16 protein-coding genes are annotated in these 16,485 nt (G+C 62.5%); 7 read left to right on the forward strand and 9 right to left on the reverse strand.

Translation table 11 applies throughout. The annotated features are described in order from the left end of the window. Positions 1-27: 27 nt before the first annotated feature. The 6 genes from AAG813_RS13435 to dnaA form a co-directional block, all read right to left on the reverse strand. Complete coding sequence (locus tag AAG813_RS13435; protein WP_341916053.1) at positions 28-861, reverse strand: DUF3883 domain-containing protein; 834 nt, start codon at positions 859-861, stop codon at positions 28-30. 89 nt (positions 862-950) lie between these two features. Further along, complete coding sequence (locus AAG813_RS13440; protein ID WP_341916054.1) at positions 951-2,057, reverse strand: 3-deoxy-7-phosphoheptulonate synthase; 1,107 nt, start codon at positions 2,055-2,057, stop codon at positions 951-953. Positions 2,058-2,152: 95 nt separating this feature from the next. Continuing rightward, a complete protein-coding gene (locus AAG813_RS13445) occupies positions 2,153-2,764 on the reverse strand; it encodes a 3'-5' exonuclease (protein ID WP_341916055.1) in 612 nt (203 codons plus the stop codon). Between the two features lie 45 nt (positions 2,765-2,809). After that, on the reverse strand, positions 2,810-5,383 hold the full coding sequence (gyrB, locus tag AAG813_RS13450) for a DNA topoisomerase (ATP-hydrolyzing) subunit B (protein ID WP_341916065.1): 2,574 nt from the start codon (positions 5,381-5,383) through the stop codon (positions 2,810-2,812). Positions 5,384-5,647: 264 nt separating this feature from the next. Then, on the reverse strand, positions 5,648-6,754 hold the full coding sequence (dnaN, locus tag AAG813_RS13455; protein ID WP_096670883.1) for a DNA polymerase III subunit beta: 1,107 nt from the start codon (positions 6,752-6,754) through the stop codon (positions 5,648-5,650). Between the two features lie 269 nt (positions 6,755-7,023). Then, positions 7,024-8,418, reverse strand: a complete 1,395-nt coding sequence (gene dnaA, locus AAG813_RS13460; RefSeq protein ID WP_341916066.1) for a chromosomal replication initiator protein DnaA — start codon at positions 8,416-8,418, stop codon at positions 7,024-7,026. A gap of 426 nt (positions 8,419-8,844) precedes the next feature. On the opposite strand from dnaA, the gene rpmH reads away from it, so the two are divergent. From rpmH to AAG813_RS13495, 7 genes are all read left to right on the forward strand, one after another. Further along, positions 8,845-8,979 carry a 50S ribosomal protein L34 gene (gene rpmH, locus AAG813_RS13465; protein WP_077595646.1) on the forward strand — a complete coding sequence of 45 codons (135 nt, stop codon included), beginning with the start codon at positions 8,845-8,847 and terminating at the stop codon, positions 8,977-8,979. A gap of 45 nt (positions 8,980-9,024) precedes the next feature. Further along, positions 9,025-9,435 (forward strand): ribonuclease P protein component, encoded by a 411-nt coding sequence (locus AAG813_RS13470; protein WP_341916067.1) that lies wholly within the window; start codon positions 9,025-9,027, stop codon positions 9,433-9,435. A gap of 44 nt (positions 9,436-9,479) precedes the next feature. After that, positions 9,480-9,770, forward strand: a complete 291-nt coding sequence (gene yidD / locus AAG813_RS13475) for a membrane protein insertion efficiency factor YidD (RefSeq protein WP_341916068.1) — start codon at positions 9,480-9,482, stop codon at positions 9,768-9,770. Then, positions 9,767-11,494 (forward strand): membrane protein insertase YidC, encoded by a 1,728-nt coding sequence (yidC, locus tag AAG813_RS13480; protein ID WP_341916056.1) that lies wholly within the window; start codon positions 9,767-9,769, stop codon positions 11,492-11,494. The genes yidD and yidC overlap by 4 nt, the downstream gene beginning before the upstream one ends. A 44-nt stretch (positions 11,495-11,538) precedes the next feature. Further along, positions 11,539-12,987: a tRNA uridine-5-carboxymethylaminomethyl(34) synthesis GTPase MnmE gene (mnmE, locus tag AAG813_RS13485; RefSeq protein WP_341916057.1), complete on the forward strand. Its 1,449-nt coding sequence runs from the start codon at positions 11,539-11,541 to the stop codon at positions 12,985-12,987. A gap of 139 nt (positions 12,988-13,126) precedes the next feature. Further along, on the forward strand, positions 13,127-13,618 hold the full coding sequence (locus AAG813_RS13490; protein WP_341916058.1) for a cyclic nucleotide-binding domain-containing protein: 492 nt from the start codon (positions 13,127-13,129) through the stop codon (positions 13,616-13,618). 244 nt (positions 13,619-13,862) lie between these two features. Next, complete coding sequence (locus tag AAG813_RS13495) at positions 13,863-14,690, forward strand: hypothetical protein (RefSeq protein WP_341916059.1); 828 nt, start codon at positions 13,863-13,865, stop codon at positions 14,688-14,690. A gap of 106 nt (positions 14,691-14,796) precedes the next feature. Here AAG813_RS13495 and AAG813_RS13500 read toward each other — a convergent pair whose 3' ends face one another. From AAG813_RS13500 to AAG813_RS13510, 3 genes are all read right to left on the reverse strand, one after another. Next, a complete protein-coding gene (locus tag AAG813_RS13500; RefSeq protein WP_341916060.1) occupies positions 14,797-15,363 on the reverse strand; it encodes an adenine phosphoribosyltransferase in 567 nt (188 codons plus the stop codon). A gap of 4 nt (positions 15,364-15,367) precedes the next feature. Then, a complete protein-coding gene (locus AAG813_RS13505) occupies positions 15,368-15,916 on the reverse strand; it encodes a histidine phosphatase family protein (RefSeq protein ID WP_341916061.1) in 549 nt (182 codons plus the stop codon). 8 nt (positions 15,917-15,924) lie between these two features. After that, on the reverse strand, positions 15,925-16,485 hold a 561-nt coding region (locus tag AAG813_RS13510), incomplete at its 5' end, for a TrkA C-terminal domain-containing protein (protein ID WP_341916062.1).

Genomic DNA, 16,485 nt, shown 5'->3' on the forward strand with positions numbered 1-16,485 from the left:
GACAAATACTTTTCACACAACACAAGATCAACCGAAGCTAGCCCGGTATGTCACGGGATCCAAAGTGCAATGCTGATCGAGTGCGCCTTTGAGATCAAAAAGACGAGGTGCCTTCCTGAATTCAAAAAGCCTATAGAGATGAAATTGCTCCTTCGCGCCGTGCGACAAAGCCAGCTCGCCGCGCGAAACAAAAAATGGCGTATCACGACCAAACGTCGTGGTCTTAACTTCAATGAATCGTTCTTTGCCGTCGGGATCAAACGAAAGAACGTCGTAACCCAAACCGTCTCCCTTCGACTGGGAAATGTGATCAACCTTGTCCGCGAGACGCGACTGCCCCAATTGCGTCAGTCGCCAATGTTCGAACTGAACAATGAACTCCTCTCCTGCCAAGCCCAATGATTGATTCTGGGCTTCGCGTTCGAGGTAATCGCGTTTTACGGCCCTGAAAAGTAGGGGATTTAGGGGTTCAGCCGTACGATTTTGTTTTTGAGGCGCATCTGATTTCACTTTGGTGAAATCAGTAAGAGCAGGCACCAATGCGGGTTGCTGTACGGCCGCAAGTGCGACGCTGTCCAGCGTCGTCTTCCCCCGAACTTGCTCCACTGCAACTATCGCCAGAAGCGCTTGATAGTTTGATCGAGGTTTGTATCCTCGAATGTAAGGAAAACCGAGATCAATCATGGCTGCGCTGATATTGCCGTGCTTGAACTCGATGGAGGCATCGGATCGGTCTTGCAGCTTCTCCTGCAATTTCCGGCGATGAACCGTCTTGTTGTAAGTTTGCCCCGCTAACTCCAGCGTCAGCATTTGCAGGTAATCCGCAACAATTGCCTCTACTTCTACGCGTGACCAATCCATGGGGATTCCAGACAAGGTTTTGACGACCCCCTCATCTTAGGGTCTGTCCAATCAGTTTTTAGGTCGAACAGCCACGCGAGCGTTCGGGGTCAACTATTTCTAGCCTTGCGCCGCTCCCTCACCGCCCGCGCCAATCCCTCCAGCACCGGCACCGTCTGCGCCATGCTGATGCAGGCATCGGTTACCGACACACCGGGCCGCAGCGGCGTGCCGGGCACGATGTCCTGCCGCCCTTCATGCAGGTGGCTTTCGATCATGAGGCCGGTGATGCGCTGGTCGCCGGCCGCCATCTGCTGGGCCACCTCGGCCGCCACGGTGATCTGGCGCTGGTGCTGCTTGCTGCTGTTGGCGTGTGACACGTCGATCATCACCTGCTCGCGCAGGCCGGCACCCTTGAGCAGCGCGCAGGCGGCGTCCACATCGGCTTTTGAATAGTTGGGCTGCTTGCCGCCGCGCAGGATCACGTGGCAGTCGTTGTTGCCGCGGGTTTCAAAAATCGCGGCCTGGCCCATCTTGGTCATGCCCATGAAGGCGTGTTGCGCCTGCGCCGCCTGGATGGCGTCGGTGGCGACCTTGATGCCGCCGTCGGTGCCGTTCTTGAAGCCGACCGGGCAGCTCAGGCCCGAAGCCAGCTGGCGGTGGCTGGGGCTTTCGGTGGTGCGCGCGCCAATGGCGCCCCAGCTCACCAGGTCGCTGATGAACTGCGGGCTCAGCAGGTCCAGAAACTCGGTGCCCACCGGCAGGCCCAGATCCAGCACGTCGAGCAGCAGGCGCCGCGCCATTTCCAGCCCTTCGTTGATGGCGAAGCTGCCGTCCATGTGCGGGTCGTTGATGTAGCCCTTCCAGCCCACGGTGGTGCGCGGTTTCTCGAAGTACACGCGCATCACCACCAGCAAGTCGTCGGCCAGCGCATCGGCCTGCAGCTTGAGCTGGCGGGCATAGTCCATGGCCTGGTCATGGTCGTGGATGGAGCAGGGCCCGACCACGACGATCAGGCGGTCGTCGGCGCCCTGCAGCACGCGCGAGATGGCGGCGCGGCTGCGCTCCACCAGGCTCAGGCTGGCTTCGGGCACCGGCAGCCACTCCTGCAGCAGGGCGGGCGTGATCAGCGGGCGCACCGCGCCGATGCGGGTGTCGTCGATGCGGGTGGTGTCACGGGTGGACAGCGGCGTGGCGGGGTGGGTGTGGATGCTCATGCCGCAGATTATGAGTGTTTTATGCCTGCAGCCCTTGATGTACCTGCGTCAACAGCTACTCTTTTAATAGCGATGCAGCGCCGCTCACACACGGCTCACAGACTGGCGTACTTCGCCATCAGTGCAGCAACGGCCGGTTTCGCGCAGCGCTGCAGGGTCATCAGCAGGGCGTGGTCGGGCTGGACCACACGGTGCCGGGTGCGCAGGTCGTGCTGGATCTGCCCCAGCAGCGCCGCTGCCATTTCCGCGTCTGCCAACGCCCGGTGGGCACGGCCGGCGCGTGGCAGGTGGTGGTAATCCACCAGCACGCCCAGCTTGTGGCTGGGAGCTTGGGGATACAGCCGGCGCGCGACCAGCAGGGTGCAGGCAAAGGGATGGTCCGCCGCCGCATCGGCACGCAGCAGCTCGGCCTGCCAGAACTTGCGGTCAAACGCCGCGTTGTGCGCCACCATGGGCGCATCACCCACAAAGCGGCTGGCCTCGCGCATGACGCTGGCCGCCTCAGGCGCCGCGGCCACCATGGCGTTGCTGATGCCGGTGAGGCTGGTGATGAAGGCGGGAATGTGCACACCCGCATTCATCAGGCTCTGGAAGCGGTCCACCACGTGACCGTTTTCAAGCAGCACGATGGCCACCTCGGTGGCGCGGTCGCCCATGGCGGGCGACAGGCCGGTGGTTTCAAAGTCGATGACGGCGATGCAGCTCATGCGCGGCGTTCAAGCCAGCAATGTCGTGCCGGCCATCACCACCTCTTACACGTCGATGTTCGCGGCGCGCAGCGCATTCGTTTCAATGAACTCGCGGCGCGGCTCGACGTCGTCGCCCATCAGCATGGTGAACACGTGATCGGCTTCGATCGCGTCGTCGATCTGCACACGCAGCAGGCGGCGCACGGTCGGGTCCATGGTGGTTTCCCACAGCTGTGCCGGGTTCATCTCGCCCAGACCCTTGTAGCGCTGGCGTGCGGTAGCGCCTTCGGCCTGCGTGATCAGCCAGGCCATGGCGTCGCGGAAGGTCTCGACTTTTTCTTCCTTCTGGCGCTCGCCCTCGCCGCGTGTCACCTTGGCGCCCTGGCCCATCAGGCCCTTGAAGGTCACGGCGGCTTCCACCAGTGCGGCGTAGTCGGCGCCGTGCACAAAGTCCTGTGTCAGCACGCTGCTCTTGACGTTGCCATGGTGGCGGCGGCTGATGCGCAGGATGGGCTTGTCGTTCCGGCTGTCGAACTCGCCGGCCACTTCGGCGGTTGGCAACTGGGCCTGCAGCGAGGCGGCTGACCGTTCGGCGTCTTCCACCGTGTCCAGGTTCAACGCCACGCCGTCGGCAATCGCTTTCAGCGCTTCGGCGTCCATGTAGCCGCGCAGGCGGGCAATGACGGACTCGGCCAGCTGGTGCTTGCGCGCCAGCTCGGCCAGCGTGTCGCCGGTCAGCAGCGTGCCCTGGCCATTAGCGGGGTCGGCACCGGTCAACACCGTGGCGTCTTTCAGCGCGATCTTCAGCAGGAAGCTGTCGAGGGCCGGGCCGTCTTTCAGATACTGCTCTTCCTTGCCCGACTTGACCTTGTACAGCGGCGGCTGCGCAATGTAGATGTGACCGCGCTCGACGAGCTCGGGCATCTGGCGGTAAAAGAAGGTCAGCAGCAGGGTGCGGATGTGCGCGCCGTCCACGTCGGCGTCGGTCATGATGATGATGCGGTGGTAACGCAGCTTGGCGACGTTGAAGTCGTCGTTGCCGGTGGTGCCGCCGGCCTTGCCGATGCCGGTGCCCAGCGCGGTGATCAGCGTCAAAATTTCATTGCTGGTCAGCAGCTTTTCGTAACGCGCTTTTTCCACGTTCAGGATCTTGCCGCGCAAGGGCAGAATCGCCTGGAACTTGCGGTCGCGGCCCTGCTTGGCGGAGCCGCCGGCGGAGTCACCCTCGACGATGTAGATTTCACACAGTGCCGGGTCTTTTTCCTGGCAGTCGGCCAGCTTGCCGGGCAAGCCCATGCCGTCAAGCACGCCCTTGCGGCGCGTCATGTCGCGCGCCTTGCGGGCGGCTTCACGCGCTCGCGCAGCCTCGATGATCTTGCCGACGATGATCTTGGCGTCGTTCGGGCGTTCCTGCAGGTAGTCGTGCAGCAGCTTGCTGACGATGTCCTCGACCGGGCCGCGCACCTCGGAGCTGACCAGCTTGTCCTTGGTCTGGCTGGAGAACTTGGGCTCGGGCACCTTGACGCTGAGCACGCAGGTCAGGCCTTCACGCATGTCGTCGCCCGTGACCTCGACCTTGGCCTTCTTGGCAATTTCACTGTCGTCGATGTACTTGTTGATGACGCGCGTCATCGCCGCGCGCAGGCCGGTCAGGTGGGTGCCACCGTCGCGCTGCGGGATGTTGTTGGTGAAACACAGCACCTGCTCGTTGTAGCCGCTGTTCCACTGCATGGCAACTTCCACACCGATGTTGGTGTTCTGGTCACTCTGGCGGTCGCCCATGGCGTGGAACACATTGGGGTGCAGGACAGTCTTGCCCTTGTTGATGAAATTGACAAAACCCGTCACGCCGCCGGCGCCGGCGAAGTCGTCTTCCTTGCCGCTGCGCTCGTCCTTCAGGCGGATCTTCACGCCGTTGTTCAGGAAACTCAGCTCGCGCAGGCGCTTGCTCAGGATTTCGTAGTGGAAATCGTTGTTCTGCTGGAAGATGTCGGTGTCGGGCAGGAAGTGGACTTCGGTGCCGCGCTTGTCGGTGTCGCCCAGCACCTGCATCGGCGAAACTTCGACGTCGCCGACCTTCTCGATGATGCGGTTCTGCACAAAGCCCTTGGAGAACTCCATCACATGGACCTTGCCTTCGCGGCGGATTGTCAGGCGCAGCATTTTTGAGAGCGCGTTCACGCAGCTCACACCCACGCCGTGCAGCCCGCCCGAGACCTTGTAGCTGTTCTGGTTGAACTTGCCGCCGGCATGCAGCTCGGTCAGCGCGATCTCGGCCGCCGAACGCTTGGGCTCGTGCTTGTCGTCCATCTTGATGCCGGTCGGAATGCCGCGGCCGTTGTCCACCACGCTGATGGAGTTGTCCAGGTGGATGGTGACCATGATGTCGTCGCAATGGCCGGCCAGCGACTCGTCGATGGAGTTGTCGACCACCTCGAACACCAGGTGGTGCAAACCGGTGCCGTCGGAGGTGTCGCCGATGTACATGCCGGGCCGCTTGCGCACGGCCTCCAGGCCTTCCAGGATCTGGATCGAACCCTCGCCATACCCTTCGGATGCGCCGGCCTGGTTGCTGTCGATCTTGGGCTGGAAATTGGAGCTTCCCTCACCGCCTTCACCGGAATGAACGCCCTCCATCTCACGGCCTGCATCGTCAGGAGTGGCTTCGTTGGGTTTGTTTGCTTCGGTCATAACTCAGTTTTCTCAATCTCTTGAATGACCAAACCCGCTTTGGTGAGCGGGTCGGTCTTTACTCTGACGGTCATCTCGGGCTGGCGCCTGCTGCTCTCCCAAGCCCCTCGTTTGTCATCCCGGACTTGATCCGGGATCCATACCACATCGACCTTGCTGCGGTTTTTGCTGCATGAATGGCGGGCCCGGCCCGCCATGACACTTTTCCCACTAGATCCGCATCGGCATCACAACGTACTTGAACGCCGCGTTGTCGGGAATGGTCAGCAGCGCCGAGCTGTTGGAATCGGCCAGCTCGATCTTCACCATGTCCTGGTCCATGTTGGCCAGGGCGTCGATCAGGTAGGTCACGTTGAAGCCGATTTCGATGGCGTCACCGCCGTAGTCGATGTCGAGTTCGTCGACCGCTTCTTCCTGCTCGGCGTTGTTGGACGCCACACGCAGGGTGCCGGGCTCGATGTTCAGGCGCACGCCCTTGAACTTTTCGCTGGTCAGAATGGCGGTGCGCTGCAGCGACGCCAGCAGCGGCACGCGGCCCAAGGTGATGATGTTCTTGTGGTTCTTCGGGATCACGCGGTTGTAGTCGGGGAACTTGCCCTCGACCAGCTTGGTGACGAACTCCATGCCTTCGAAGCTGAACTTGGCCTGGTTGCCGGCGAACTGCATTTCGATCGCGCCTTCCTTGTCGCTGAGCAGGCGCTGCATCTCCAGCACCGTCTTGCGCGGCAGGATCACTTCCTGGCGCGGCACCTCGACGTCGAGCGTGGCCGACGAAAACGCCAGGCGGTGGCCGTCGGTGGCCACCAGGCTCAGCTGTTTGCCTTCGGCGACGAACAGGATGCCGTTGAGGTAGTAGCGGATGTCATGCACAGCCATGGCAAACGAAACCTGGTTCAACAGCTCTTTCAGCACCTTTTGCGGCACCGAAAAGCTCGGGCCGAAGTTGGCGGCTTCCTGCACCAGCGGAAAGTCTTCGGCCGGCAGGGTCTGCAGCGTGAAGCGGCTCTTGCCACCCTTGAGGATCAGCTTGTTCTGCGCCGACTCCAGCGACACCGTCTGGTCGCTCGGCATGGAACGCAGGATGTCGATGAGTTTGCGTGCGCCGACGGTGGTCGTGAAGTTGCCCGTGTCACCGTCCAGCTCGGCTGTCGTGCGGATCTGGATTTCCAGGTCGCTGGTCGTCAGCTGCAGCTGCGAACCCGTCTTGCGGATCAGCACGTTGGCCAGAATCGGCAACGTGTGCCGACGCTCAACAATGCCCGCGACCGATTGCAGAACCGACAAAACTTTATCCTGGGTGGCTTTGAGAACGATCACTGTCTTAACCTCTTATTTCTTTAATTCAAATTAGTAGTAGTAGATAAGGGCAACCCGTTTCTGTGGACAGCCCTATTTTCTTCTTTTTGATCAACTACTTGGCGCTTGTTTAACCTTGTGGTCAGACCACTCCCTACCCTGCCGCTTGATATGAACAACTTCCGGAAATCCACTTCCCCTGTGGATAAGTCATCAGTTGTTCAAAAGTTGTCCCCATGGTTGTCAGGCGAGCCTGAAACCGGTGGAAAGTGGCTGAAAAAGTATTCAATTCAGCCTTTCAGGGTTTGTTCCAGCACGTGCAGCTGCTGATTGAGTTCGGTCATCTGCTGGCGCTCGGCGGCCATCTTGCGTACGGCGTGCAGCACCGTGGTGTGGTCGCGGCCGCCAAACAGCTCGCCAATCTCCGGCAGACTCTTCTGGGTCAGTTCCTTGGCCAGGTACATGGCAATCTGGCGCGGCCGGGCAATGCTGGCGGGCCGCTTCTTGGAATACATGTCGGCGACTTTAATCTTGTAATAGTCGGCCACGGTCTTCTGGATGTTCTCGACCGATATCTGGCGGTTCTGGATGGACAACAGGTCGCGCAGGGCTTCCCGCGCCAGCTGGATGGAGATTTCCTTGAGGTTGAAGCGCGAGTAGGCGAGGATCTTGCGCAACGCGCCTTCGAGCTCGCGCACGTTGGAGCGCACGTTCTTGGCCACAAAAAATGCGACCTCCTCGGGCATGACCGTGCCTTCGGCCTCGGCCTTGCGGATCAGGATGGCCACGCGCATCTCCAGCTCGGGCGGCTCGATGGCCACCGTCAGCCCGGAGTCAAACCGCGAGATCAGCCGCTCATGGATGTCCGTCAGGCCCTTGGGATAGGTGTCGCTGGTCATCACGATGTGCGACTTCTTGGTCAGCAGCGCCTCGAAGGCGTTGAAGAACTCTTCCTGGGTGCGGTCCTTGTTGGCGAGAAACTGCACGTCGTCGATCAGCAGCAGATCGAGCGAGTGGTAACGCTCCTTGAACTCGTCAAAAGTCTTGCGCTGATAGGCTTTAACCACATCCGACACAAATTGCTCGGCATGGATGTAGAGAACTTTGGCCGCCGGGTTGTCGGCCATCAGCTTGTTGCCGATGGCGTGCATCAGGTGGGTCTTGCCCAGACCGACGCCGCCGTAGATGAACAGCGGGTTGTACAGCTGGCCCAGGCTGCTCGCTACATGCATGGCGGCGGCCCGGCCCATGCGGTTGGCCGTGCCCTCGATCAGGGTGTCGAAGGTCAGCGCGGTGTTGAGCCGGCTCTTGAACGGCGCACCGGCAGCGTCTTCGGCAACGCCCAGGCCAACCGGCTCGGTGACACCGTTGCCCTCAAAGCTGCGCGTCAAAGGTGCAGACCGTGTGCCGGGTTCACGCTGAGCGAGCGCTAACTCAAGATGAATACTGTGACCGGAAACCTTCTCCAGCAGGGCGGAAATACGGCCGGCGTATTGCGCGCGTATCCAGTCCAGCTTGAAGCGGTTGGCAACTTGAATGGTGACTTTGGACAGGTCGCCGGCAACCTCGGCTACCAGCGGACGGATCCAGGTGTTGAACTGCTGCTCGGGCAGTTCCTGCGCCAGATGGTCTACGCAGCTTTGCCACAAGTCCTGGCTTGAACTGTGAACGGCTCCCTCACGCATGGTGTCCGGGGGCTGGGTAGTCGCATTGGCCAGCATGCTTTTGCTTGTGGATATTATTAATTTTTGGCACCCGTTATTGTAGTCGTGTGGCGTAGTTATCCACAAAAAAAGGACTTCGGGTTTTAACCTAGGCAGCGACGGTCTGACGCTGCGCAGCCTGGCGCCGGCGTTGTCAGGGGGATCTGAGCATTTACCGGCAATGCGGCCCCTAACTTGTTGCCAGCGTTGGGAAATCTGCGATAATCGTGGGTTTCCCTGATTCATAGCGGGTCGGCGCGCCGTGGTGATGCTTGTTTTCAAGCACCATTTACGCCTTGCGGGCCCTGCTGACTTGCAGAGTTGGTTGTGTTGTACAGCCGCCAGGATCGAATCGCAGAATTTTCAGATTCTGCACAAGGGAGCTTTTTGTAGCTTGTAGGACCCATCATGAAACGCACATACCAACCTTCCAAAGTCAAGCGCGCCCGTACGCACGGTTTCCTGTCACGCATGAAAACACGTGGCGGCCGCGCAGTGATTGCGGCCCGTCGCGCCAAAGGCCGCAAGCGCCTGGCTGTATAAGCTCCGGGTCCAGCAGGCCTATTGCTACGCGGACGCCTGGCGCTAGTGCAGCGGCTTAAAACCCGACCCCAGTTCCAGGCAGTCCTTGCTGGCGCCATTGTTGCAAGAACAACGCATTTCGCATTGCACCGCAATGCGCTCGATGCCATGAACGCGCAAACCGTGCCCAGCAAGACCCATGACACGCCGGACCTGTTTCCCGTTCAGGATGTCTGGGTCGGGGCGATGGTGCCCAAACGCTGGGCCAAACGAGCCGTCACGCGCAACGCCATCAAAAGACAGATCTACACCGTGAGCGCTGATTTTTCGCCTCGACTGTCCCGTTCCGGGTGGGTGATCCGTTTGCGTCGTGACTTTTCGCGCAAGGAATTTGTCAGCGCCAGCTCGGAGGCACTCAAGCTGGCTGTGCGCAGCGAAGTGCAGGCCTTGATGCAGGCCGGAGCGCAGGCCGCATGAGCGCGCTGTTCACACTTCGCCGCGCTGCGGTGACGCTCAGCCGGTTGCCGCAGAAAACCCTGGTGGCCCTGGTCAAGGGTTACCGCCTCCTGCTCAGCCCCTGGCTGGGATCGTCGTGCCGCTTTGAGCCGACCTGTTCAGCGTATTCGCTGCAGGCCTTGCAGCAGCATGGCGCCGCCCGGGGCAGCTACCTGACGCTTTACCGTGTGGCGCGTTGCCACCCCTGGTGCAGCGGCGGTTACGATCCGGTGCCGCCGCCGACCGGCCGTTCTTCCCTTTTCACCCGTCTGGTCACGCCTGTGGCCTCGATCCCCTCTAAAAAGAAGCCGTCATGAACGACATTCGCCGTACCATTTTGTGGGTGATTTTTGGTTTTTCCATGGTCCTGCTGTGGGACCAGTGGCAGCTCTTCAATGGCCACAAGGCCACCTTTTTCCCGTCGCCCGCCCCCGCCGTGAGCAGCACGGCACCGGCGAGCAAGCCGGCCAGTGCCGCCAGCGTGCCGACCGGCCAGGCAGGCGTCAATGCCGTGCCGGCCCCGGTGGCCGGTGCAGCGGCGGCTTCGGCCCCCGGCGCCCTGCCCGCCAGCACGCCGTCAGCCACCAAGGAGCGCCTGGTCGTCAACACCGACGTGTTGAGCCTGACCTTCGACACCGAAGGCGGCACGCTGGTGCACTCCTCCTTCCTCAAACACAAGGACATGGTCGACCAGTCTTCCGGCTTCGTACTGCTCGATGAAAGTGCTGCGCGTGTCTATGTGGCACAGTCCGGCCTGATTGCCGGCGCCGAGGGTGGCAGTTTCCCGACCCACAAGACGCTGATGACCGCTGTTCCCGGCGAGCGCACGCTTAAGGACGGCCAGGACACCCTGGAAGTCAAGTTCGAGTCGGCCGAGGTCGGCGGCGTCAAGCTGGTCAAGACCTATACGCTCAAGCGCGGTGTTTATGACATGACCGTGCGTCACGACGTGGTCAACACGGGTACCAGCGCGGCCTCGCCGCAGCTTTACCTGCAACTGGTGCGCGACGGCAACAAGCCGCCCGGCGAGTCTTCGTTTTATTCCACCTTCACCGGTCCGGCGCTTTACACCGAGGCCAAGAAATACCAGAAGGTCGAATTCAGCGACATCGAGAAAAACAAGGTCGATGTCGAGAAGCAGGCGAGCAATGGCTACGTGGCCATGGTGCAGCATTATTTTGCGTCGGCCTGGATGCTGGCCGACGGCGTCCAGCGCGACATCTTCCTGCGCAAGGTCGACACCAACCTGTATGCGGTGGGCATGATCACGCCGCTGGGGGCTGTCGCACCCGGCACCACCAAAACTGTGGAAGCCCGGTTTTTTGTAGGCCCCCAGATTGAAAAACAGCTCGAAGCCATTGCGCCCGGCCTGGAGCTGGTCAAGGACTACGGCTGGCTGACGATTCTGGCCAAACCGCTGTACTGGCTGCTCGACAAGCTGCATGGCTTCCTGCAGAACTGGGGCTGGTCCATCGTGGCGCTGGTGCTGCTGCTCAAGGCCGCGTTCTACTGGCTCAACGCCAAGGCCTACGCCAGCATGGCCAAGATGAAGGCGGTCAACCCGAAGATCATGGAAATGCGCGAGCGGCTGAAAGACAAGCCGCAGGAAATGCAGCAGGCCATGATGAAGATGTACCGCGACGAAAAGGTCAACCCCATGGGTGGCTGCTTCCCCATCCTGATCCAGATTCCGGTGTTCATTGCGCTTTACTGGGTGTTGCTCAGCTCGGTCGAGATGCGCAACGCGCCCTGGATCTTGTGGATCAAGGATTTGTCTTCGCCGGATCCCTACTTCATCCTGCCCATCGTGATGACCCTGACCACCATGCTGCAGACGGCTCTGAACCCGACGCCACCCGATCCGATGCAGGCCAAGCTGATGTGGTTCATGCCGCTGATTTTCAGCGTGATGTTCTTCTTCTTCCCGGCCGGTCTGGTGCTCTACTGGATCACCAACAACGTGCTGTCGATCGCGCAGCAGTGGGTGATCAACACCCGCATGGGCGTGCCGCCGCAGTTCAATTTGCCGAAGTTCAAGTAAACAGAAAAAAGGGCCGCTTCGCGGCCCTTTAACATGGTGCCCTCATGCTGGCCCGTCACCACGATCCCATCGCTGCCATCACCACTGCACCCGGCCGCGGCGCCGTGGGCATCGTCCGCATTTCAGGCAAGGCCATGGCGCCGTTGGTCCAGGCCTTGTGCGGTCGTGCGTTGACACCCCGGCAGGCCACCTACCTGCCTTTTTGCGACGCAGCCGGTCAGCCGATCGACCAGGGCCTGGCGATTTATTTCCCGGCGCCGCATTCCTACACCGGTGAAGACGTGCTCGAGTTGCAGGCCCATGGCGGGCCGGTGGTGCTGCAGCTGCTGCTGGCACGTTGCCTGGAAGCGGCGGCAGAAAACGATGCGGCCACCGGCCGGCCGCAGCTCCCTGGCCTGCGGTTGGCCCAGCCCGGTGAATTCACCGAACGCGCCTTCCTCAACGACAAGATCGACCTGGCGCAGGCCGAGGCGATTGCCGACCTGATCGACGCCAGTACTGAAACGGCCGCGCGTTCGGCGGCTCGGTCGTTGTCCGGGGAGTTTTCGAAAGAAGTCCATGCGCTGCTCGACCAGCTGGTGCACCTGCGCATGCTGGTGGAGGCCACGCTCGATTTTCCCGAGGAGGACATTGATTTCCTGCAGAAGGCCGACGCCCAGGGCCAGCTGACCCGCCTGCAGCAAACGCTGGCCACGGTGCTGCAGCGTGCGCAGCAGGGCGCGATCCTGCGGGAAGGCATCAAGGTCGTCATTGCCGGCCAGCCCAACGCCGGCAAAAGCTCGCTGCTCAATGCGCTGGCGGGGGCCGAGCTGGCCATCGTGACGCCGGTGGCCGGCACCACGCGCGACAAGGTCAGCGAGCTGATCCAGATCGATGGCGTCCCCCTGCATGTGGTGGACACCGCGGGCCTGCGCGACAGCCTGCTGCCCGAGGTCGATGAGGTCGAAAAAATCGGGATCGAACGCGCCTGGACGGAAATCCAGAGCGCCGATGCCGTTCTGTTCCTGCATGACCTGACGCGCCAGCGCACGCCCGAAGACCTCCGCATCGCCATGAACTACCGCGCGGCAGACGCCGAAATCGCGCAGGCCATCACCGACAGGCTGCCGGCCAATACCCCGGTGATCGACGTCTGGAACAAATCCGACATGGCCGATACCGAGGTGCTCGCCGAAATTTCGTCCGGTGTGCGCATCTCTGCCAAAACCGGCGCCGGCCTGCAGCAGTTGCGCCAGCAGTTGCTGCAGGTGGTGGGCTGGCAGGCGGCACCCGAGGGGGTGTTCATGGCCCGTGAGCGCCATGTACGGGCACTGCGCCAGGTCGAGACACAACTTGCGCGGGCTGCCGCACAGTTACACGCACCGGCGCCCGCGCTGGACCTGCTGGCGGAAGACCTGCGCCAGGCCCAGAATGCCCTGGGCGACATCACCGGCCAGTTCACGCCCGATGACCTGCTGGGCGAGATCTTCTCGAAATTCTGCATCGGCAAGTAGCACGCTAACGGTGCACGGTTTCGGCCCGGACCCCGGTGGTTTGAAGCGGGATGCGATGTGCCGCGCCGTTGTATCAGGTGTAAACGGGCGTTAACGTCCCTTGCGGCAAGGTCCCGGGGAAGGGTATCTTCCGTGCATCATGAACGCCCCTCTCCCCACATCGGTCCGCTTTGACATCCAGGGGCTGGTCAATGCGATTGCGCACAGCCATGCCAGCGACGCCTTGCGTTGTCAGTTCACGCCGCAGCAGTGGGAGGTGTTGGCCGGCTACCTGCAGCCGTTCGCCTTGCAGCAGGGGCAGTCGCTGATTGAACAGGGTTCGGCGGACCAGACCCTGTACTTCATTGAGAGCGGCACGCTGAGTGTGCATTACCAGGACGAGAAAGGCCGCGTGCGTCTGGCCATGGTGGCTGCGGGTTCCATGGTGGGCGAAGGCGCTTTTTTCTCGCGTCTGCCGCGCAACGCCACCGTGCAGGCCTCCAACGCCTGCCAGCTCTGGTGTCTCACCGCGATTCGTTTCAAGGAGCTGTCCAACCGGCACAGCCCGATCGCACTCGAACTGTGTCTGGCCATGGGCGGGGTGATGGCCAGGCGCCTTTACAACCGCCCCAAACGTGTGGCGGTCACCTGAGGGCATGGGGTTTTGGCCCGTGGTGGCGTCACCACAAAGGCGCGTGCCAGCCAGGCGCTCAGGTGGTCAAGGCGTGATTTATTGCAGCGTTTGTCGCCGTGACTTACCGGTGGTACCTGCCGTCCGCCCGGCGCGGACTGTCTTGTCAAGAGGACTCAGTAAACTAGACCCATGAACGTTGCAGGACACTGCAACACCACCCCGATCGCTGCATGAGCAGCCGTCATTTTTCAGGCGCCAGGCGATGTCATTTTTCAGTTGGTTTTCCGGTTCATCCAGCAACGCCCACCATGTTGTCGGCAAGGGGCGGCCCGACAGCGACAGCTCGGGTCTGACGCGCGACGAGCGTACCCGGCCGGTGGCGGGCGCACGGCCCAGGACCTCGGTGCCTGCACCGGTGAAAACCGCCGAACACGGGAGCGAGCAGAAATCCCGGCGGCACGCCAAGAGGGAGCAACTCTATGCGGCCGTGCGCGAGGCCATGATCCGTGCCGGCGTGCTGTCGGCCAGCTATAAATTCAAGGTCCTGTCGCTGGATCCGCGCGGCGACCAGTTCATGGTCATGATGGATCTGGCGCAGGAGTTCGGTGGCCAGACCGATCGCCTGGCGGAAATCGAGGTGATGATCGCGCAGAGCGCCAAGTCGCGTTACGACATCCGTGTGACGGCCGTGTACTGGCGCATGAACGAGCTGGTGTCGGTGGGCCGGCCCAGCACCCCCCATGCCCAGCCCCACCACGCGCCCGCAGCGGCGACGGCTGGCGCGCTGGCCGCCCTGCCCGAACCGGCCGTCGCTGTTGTTGCCGCAGTTGTCGCCGAAACGGCGGTGGCAGTGGCGGCGCCGGCCGCGTCCCGTTATGAACCCATCCAGGCCGACGAAGTGGCCGCTTTCAAGCAGGCCCTGGCGGCCGCATCCGCCAGCGGCGCCGCGGTGCAGGTGGAAAAAGGCGTGTCCACCCGCAGTGGCCCGCATTCCTACACCCTGCTCACCGGTTTTGAAGATACCGAGATGCCGGATACGCCTGTTTCGGCGCCAGCGCTCAGCGCCACGCAGTACGGCGACCTGGTCTGAGCCGCGGGCGAGGTGGCCCGCTTCGCCTGAAATATAGAATCAATTCGCCATCCAGCCCTTGTCGGACGAGCGTCAGTAGCTACTGAATTGATAGTAACCGGCAGGCTCAGTGGCCGGAGAAATCCACCAGCGTGAACAGCGGCAGGCCGGCGGCGCGCAGCTTGGCGGAGCCGCCCAGTTCCGGCAGATCGACAATCGCCGCGCCTTCCATGACGCGGGCGCCCAGTTTTTCCAGCAGCTTTTTCCCGGCCATCATGGTGCCGCCGGTGGCGATCAGGTCGTCGATCAGCAGCACCCTGTCGCCGGGCTTGACGGCGTCGGTGTGCAGTTCCACGGTGGCGCTGCCGTATTCCAGTTCATAGGTTTCCTGCACGGTGGTGAACGGCAGCTTGCCTTTTTTGCGGATCGGCACAAAACCGATGTTGAGTTCGTACGCCACGACCGCGCCGAGGATGAACCCGCGCGCATCCAGCCCGGCCACCACGTCGGGGCGCAGCGCCGGGTCCATGTAGCGGTGTACAAAGGCGTCAATCAGCACGCGGAACACCTTGGGGTCCTGCAGCAGCGGCGTGATGTCGCGAAACTGGACGCCGGGCGCCGGCCAGTCGGGCACGGTCCGGATGTGGCTGCGGAGATAGGGGCCGAAATTGAACGCGTCGCGGGTGGAGGGCATGGGGCTAGCCAAAAGTGCTGCGGGCCACCATTTTGCCCTTTGCATCGACCACCAGGCCTTCTCCCATCGTCATGCCTTCACCGGTCAACGCCGTCATGTTGACCTGGTGGGTGACCCACACCTCGAAATGGCCCGCCGGGATGCGCCCCAGCGCAGCGCGCAATTGCGCGGTCTGGGTGTCCCCGCCGCCGGCCCCGAAAAAGGAGTTGAGCGCCGGCCACACCTGGTGCTTGCCGAACGCCAGGTCCGCCGTGTCCTTGCAGCGGCACCAGGCGCTGGAACGGACGGCGCGCGGCTGCAGGTCGCGGGACGTGAACCACTGGCCGATGCGCCCGGCCTGTTCGCGCCCTTCATCGCTGAGGTTGCGCTGTGTGCTGCACTGGTCCAGCCGAAAGTCCGGCGGGTCGCCAATGCCGGGTACGGCCTGCGCATGGCGCAGCAACACCACACAGGCGCCGGCGCGCAGGCGGGTGGCAAGCGGCTCGGTTTGCGCGCCCGCCAGCCAGGGGGTGGCCAGCAGTGCGCCGGTGAAAAGTCGTCGGTTTATACACATGGGAGCCTTCAGCCGCGCAAAAGTTTCTGTTCCGCCAGGGCCAGGGCTTCGGACTTGCCCGACAGCACCAGGGTGTCGCCGCCCTCGAGCCGTGTGGTGTCCAGTGCTTCCAGCGTCTTGCCGCCGCCGCGGCGCAGGCTGACCACACGCACACCGGTCGCGTGCAGTGCCAACTCGCCCAATGGCCGGCCGATCGATTTGATGCCCAGCGGCAACGTGACGGTGGACAGGCGCTCCTGCTCCAGATCGGCGGTCGTGTCGTCGTCGGCACCGCGAAAATAGCCGCGCAGCAGGTTGTAGCGCGCATCGCGCTGGTCCTGCACCACCCGGATCACGCGGCGCATGGGCACGCCCACCAGCGCCAGCGCATGGCTGGCCAGCATCAGGCTGGCCTCGATGGCCTCGGGCACGACCTCGGTGGCGCCGGCGGCCTGCAGCTTTTCCAGGTCGCGGTCGTCCACCGTGCGCACAATCACCGGCACGGTGGGCGCATGGGCACGGATGTTGGCCAGCACCTTGAGCGCACTGGCGGTGTCCAGATAGGTCACCACCACGGCGCTGGCGCGGGG

It is taken from the genome of Polaromonas sp. YR568, assembly GCF_943371715.1.
Lineage (GTDB): Bacteria > Pseudomonadota > Gammaproteobacteria > Burkholderiales > Burkholderiaceae_C > Polaromonas.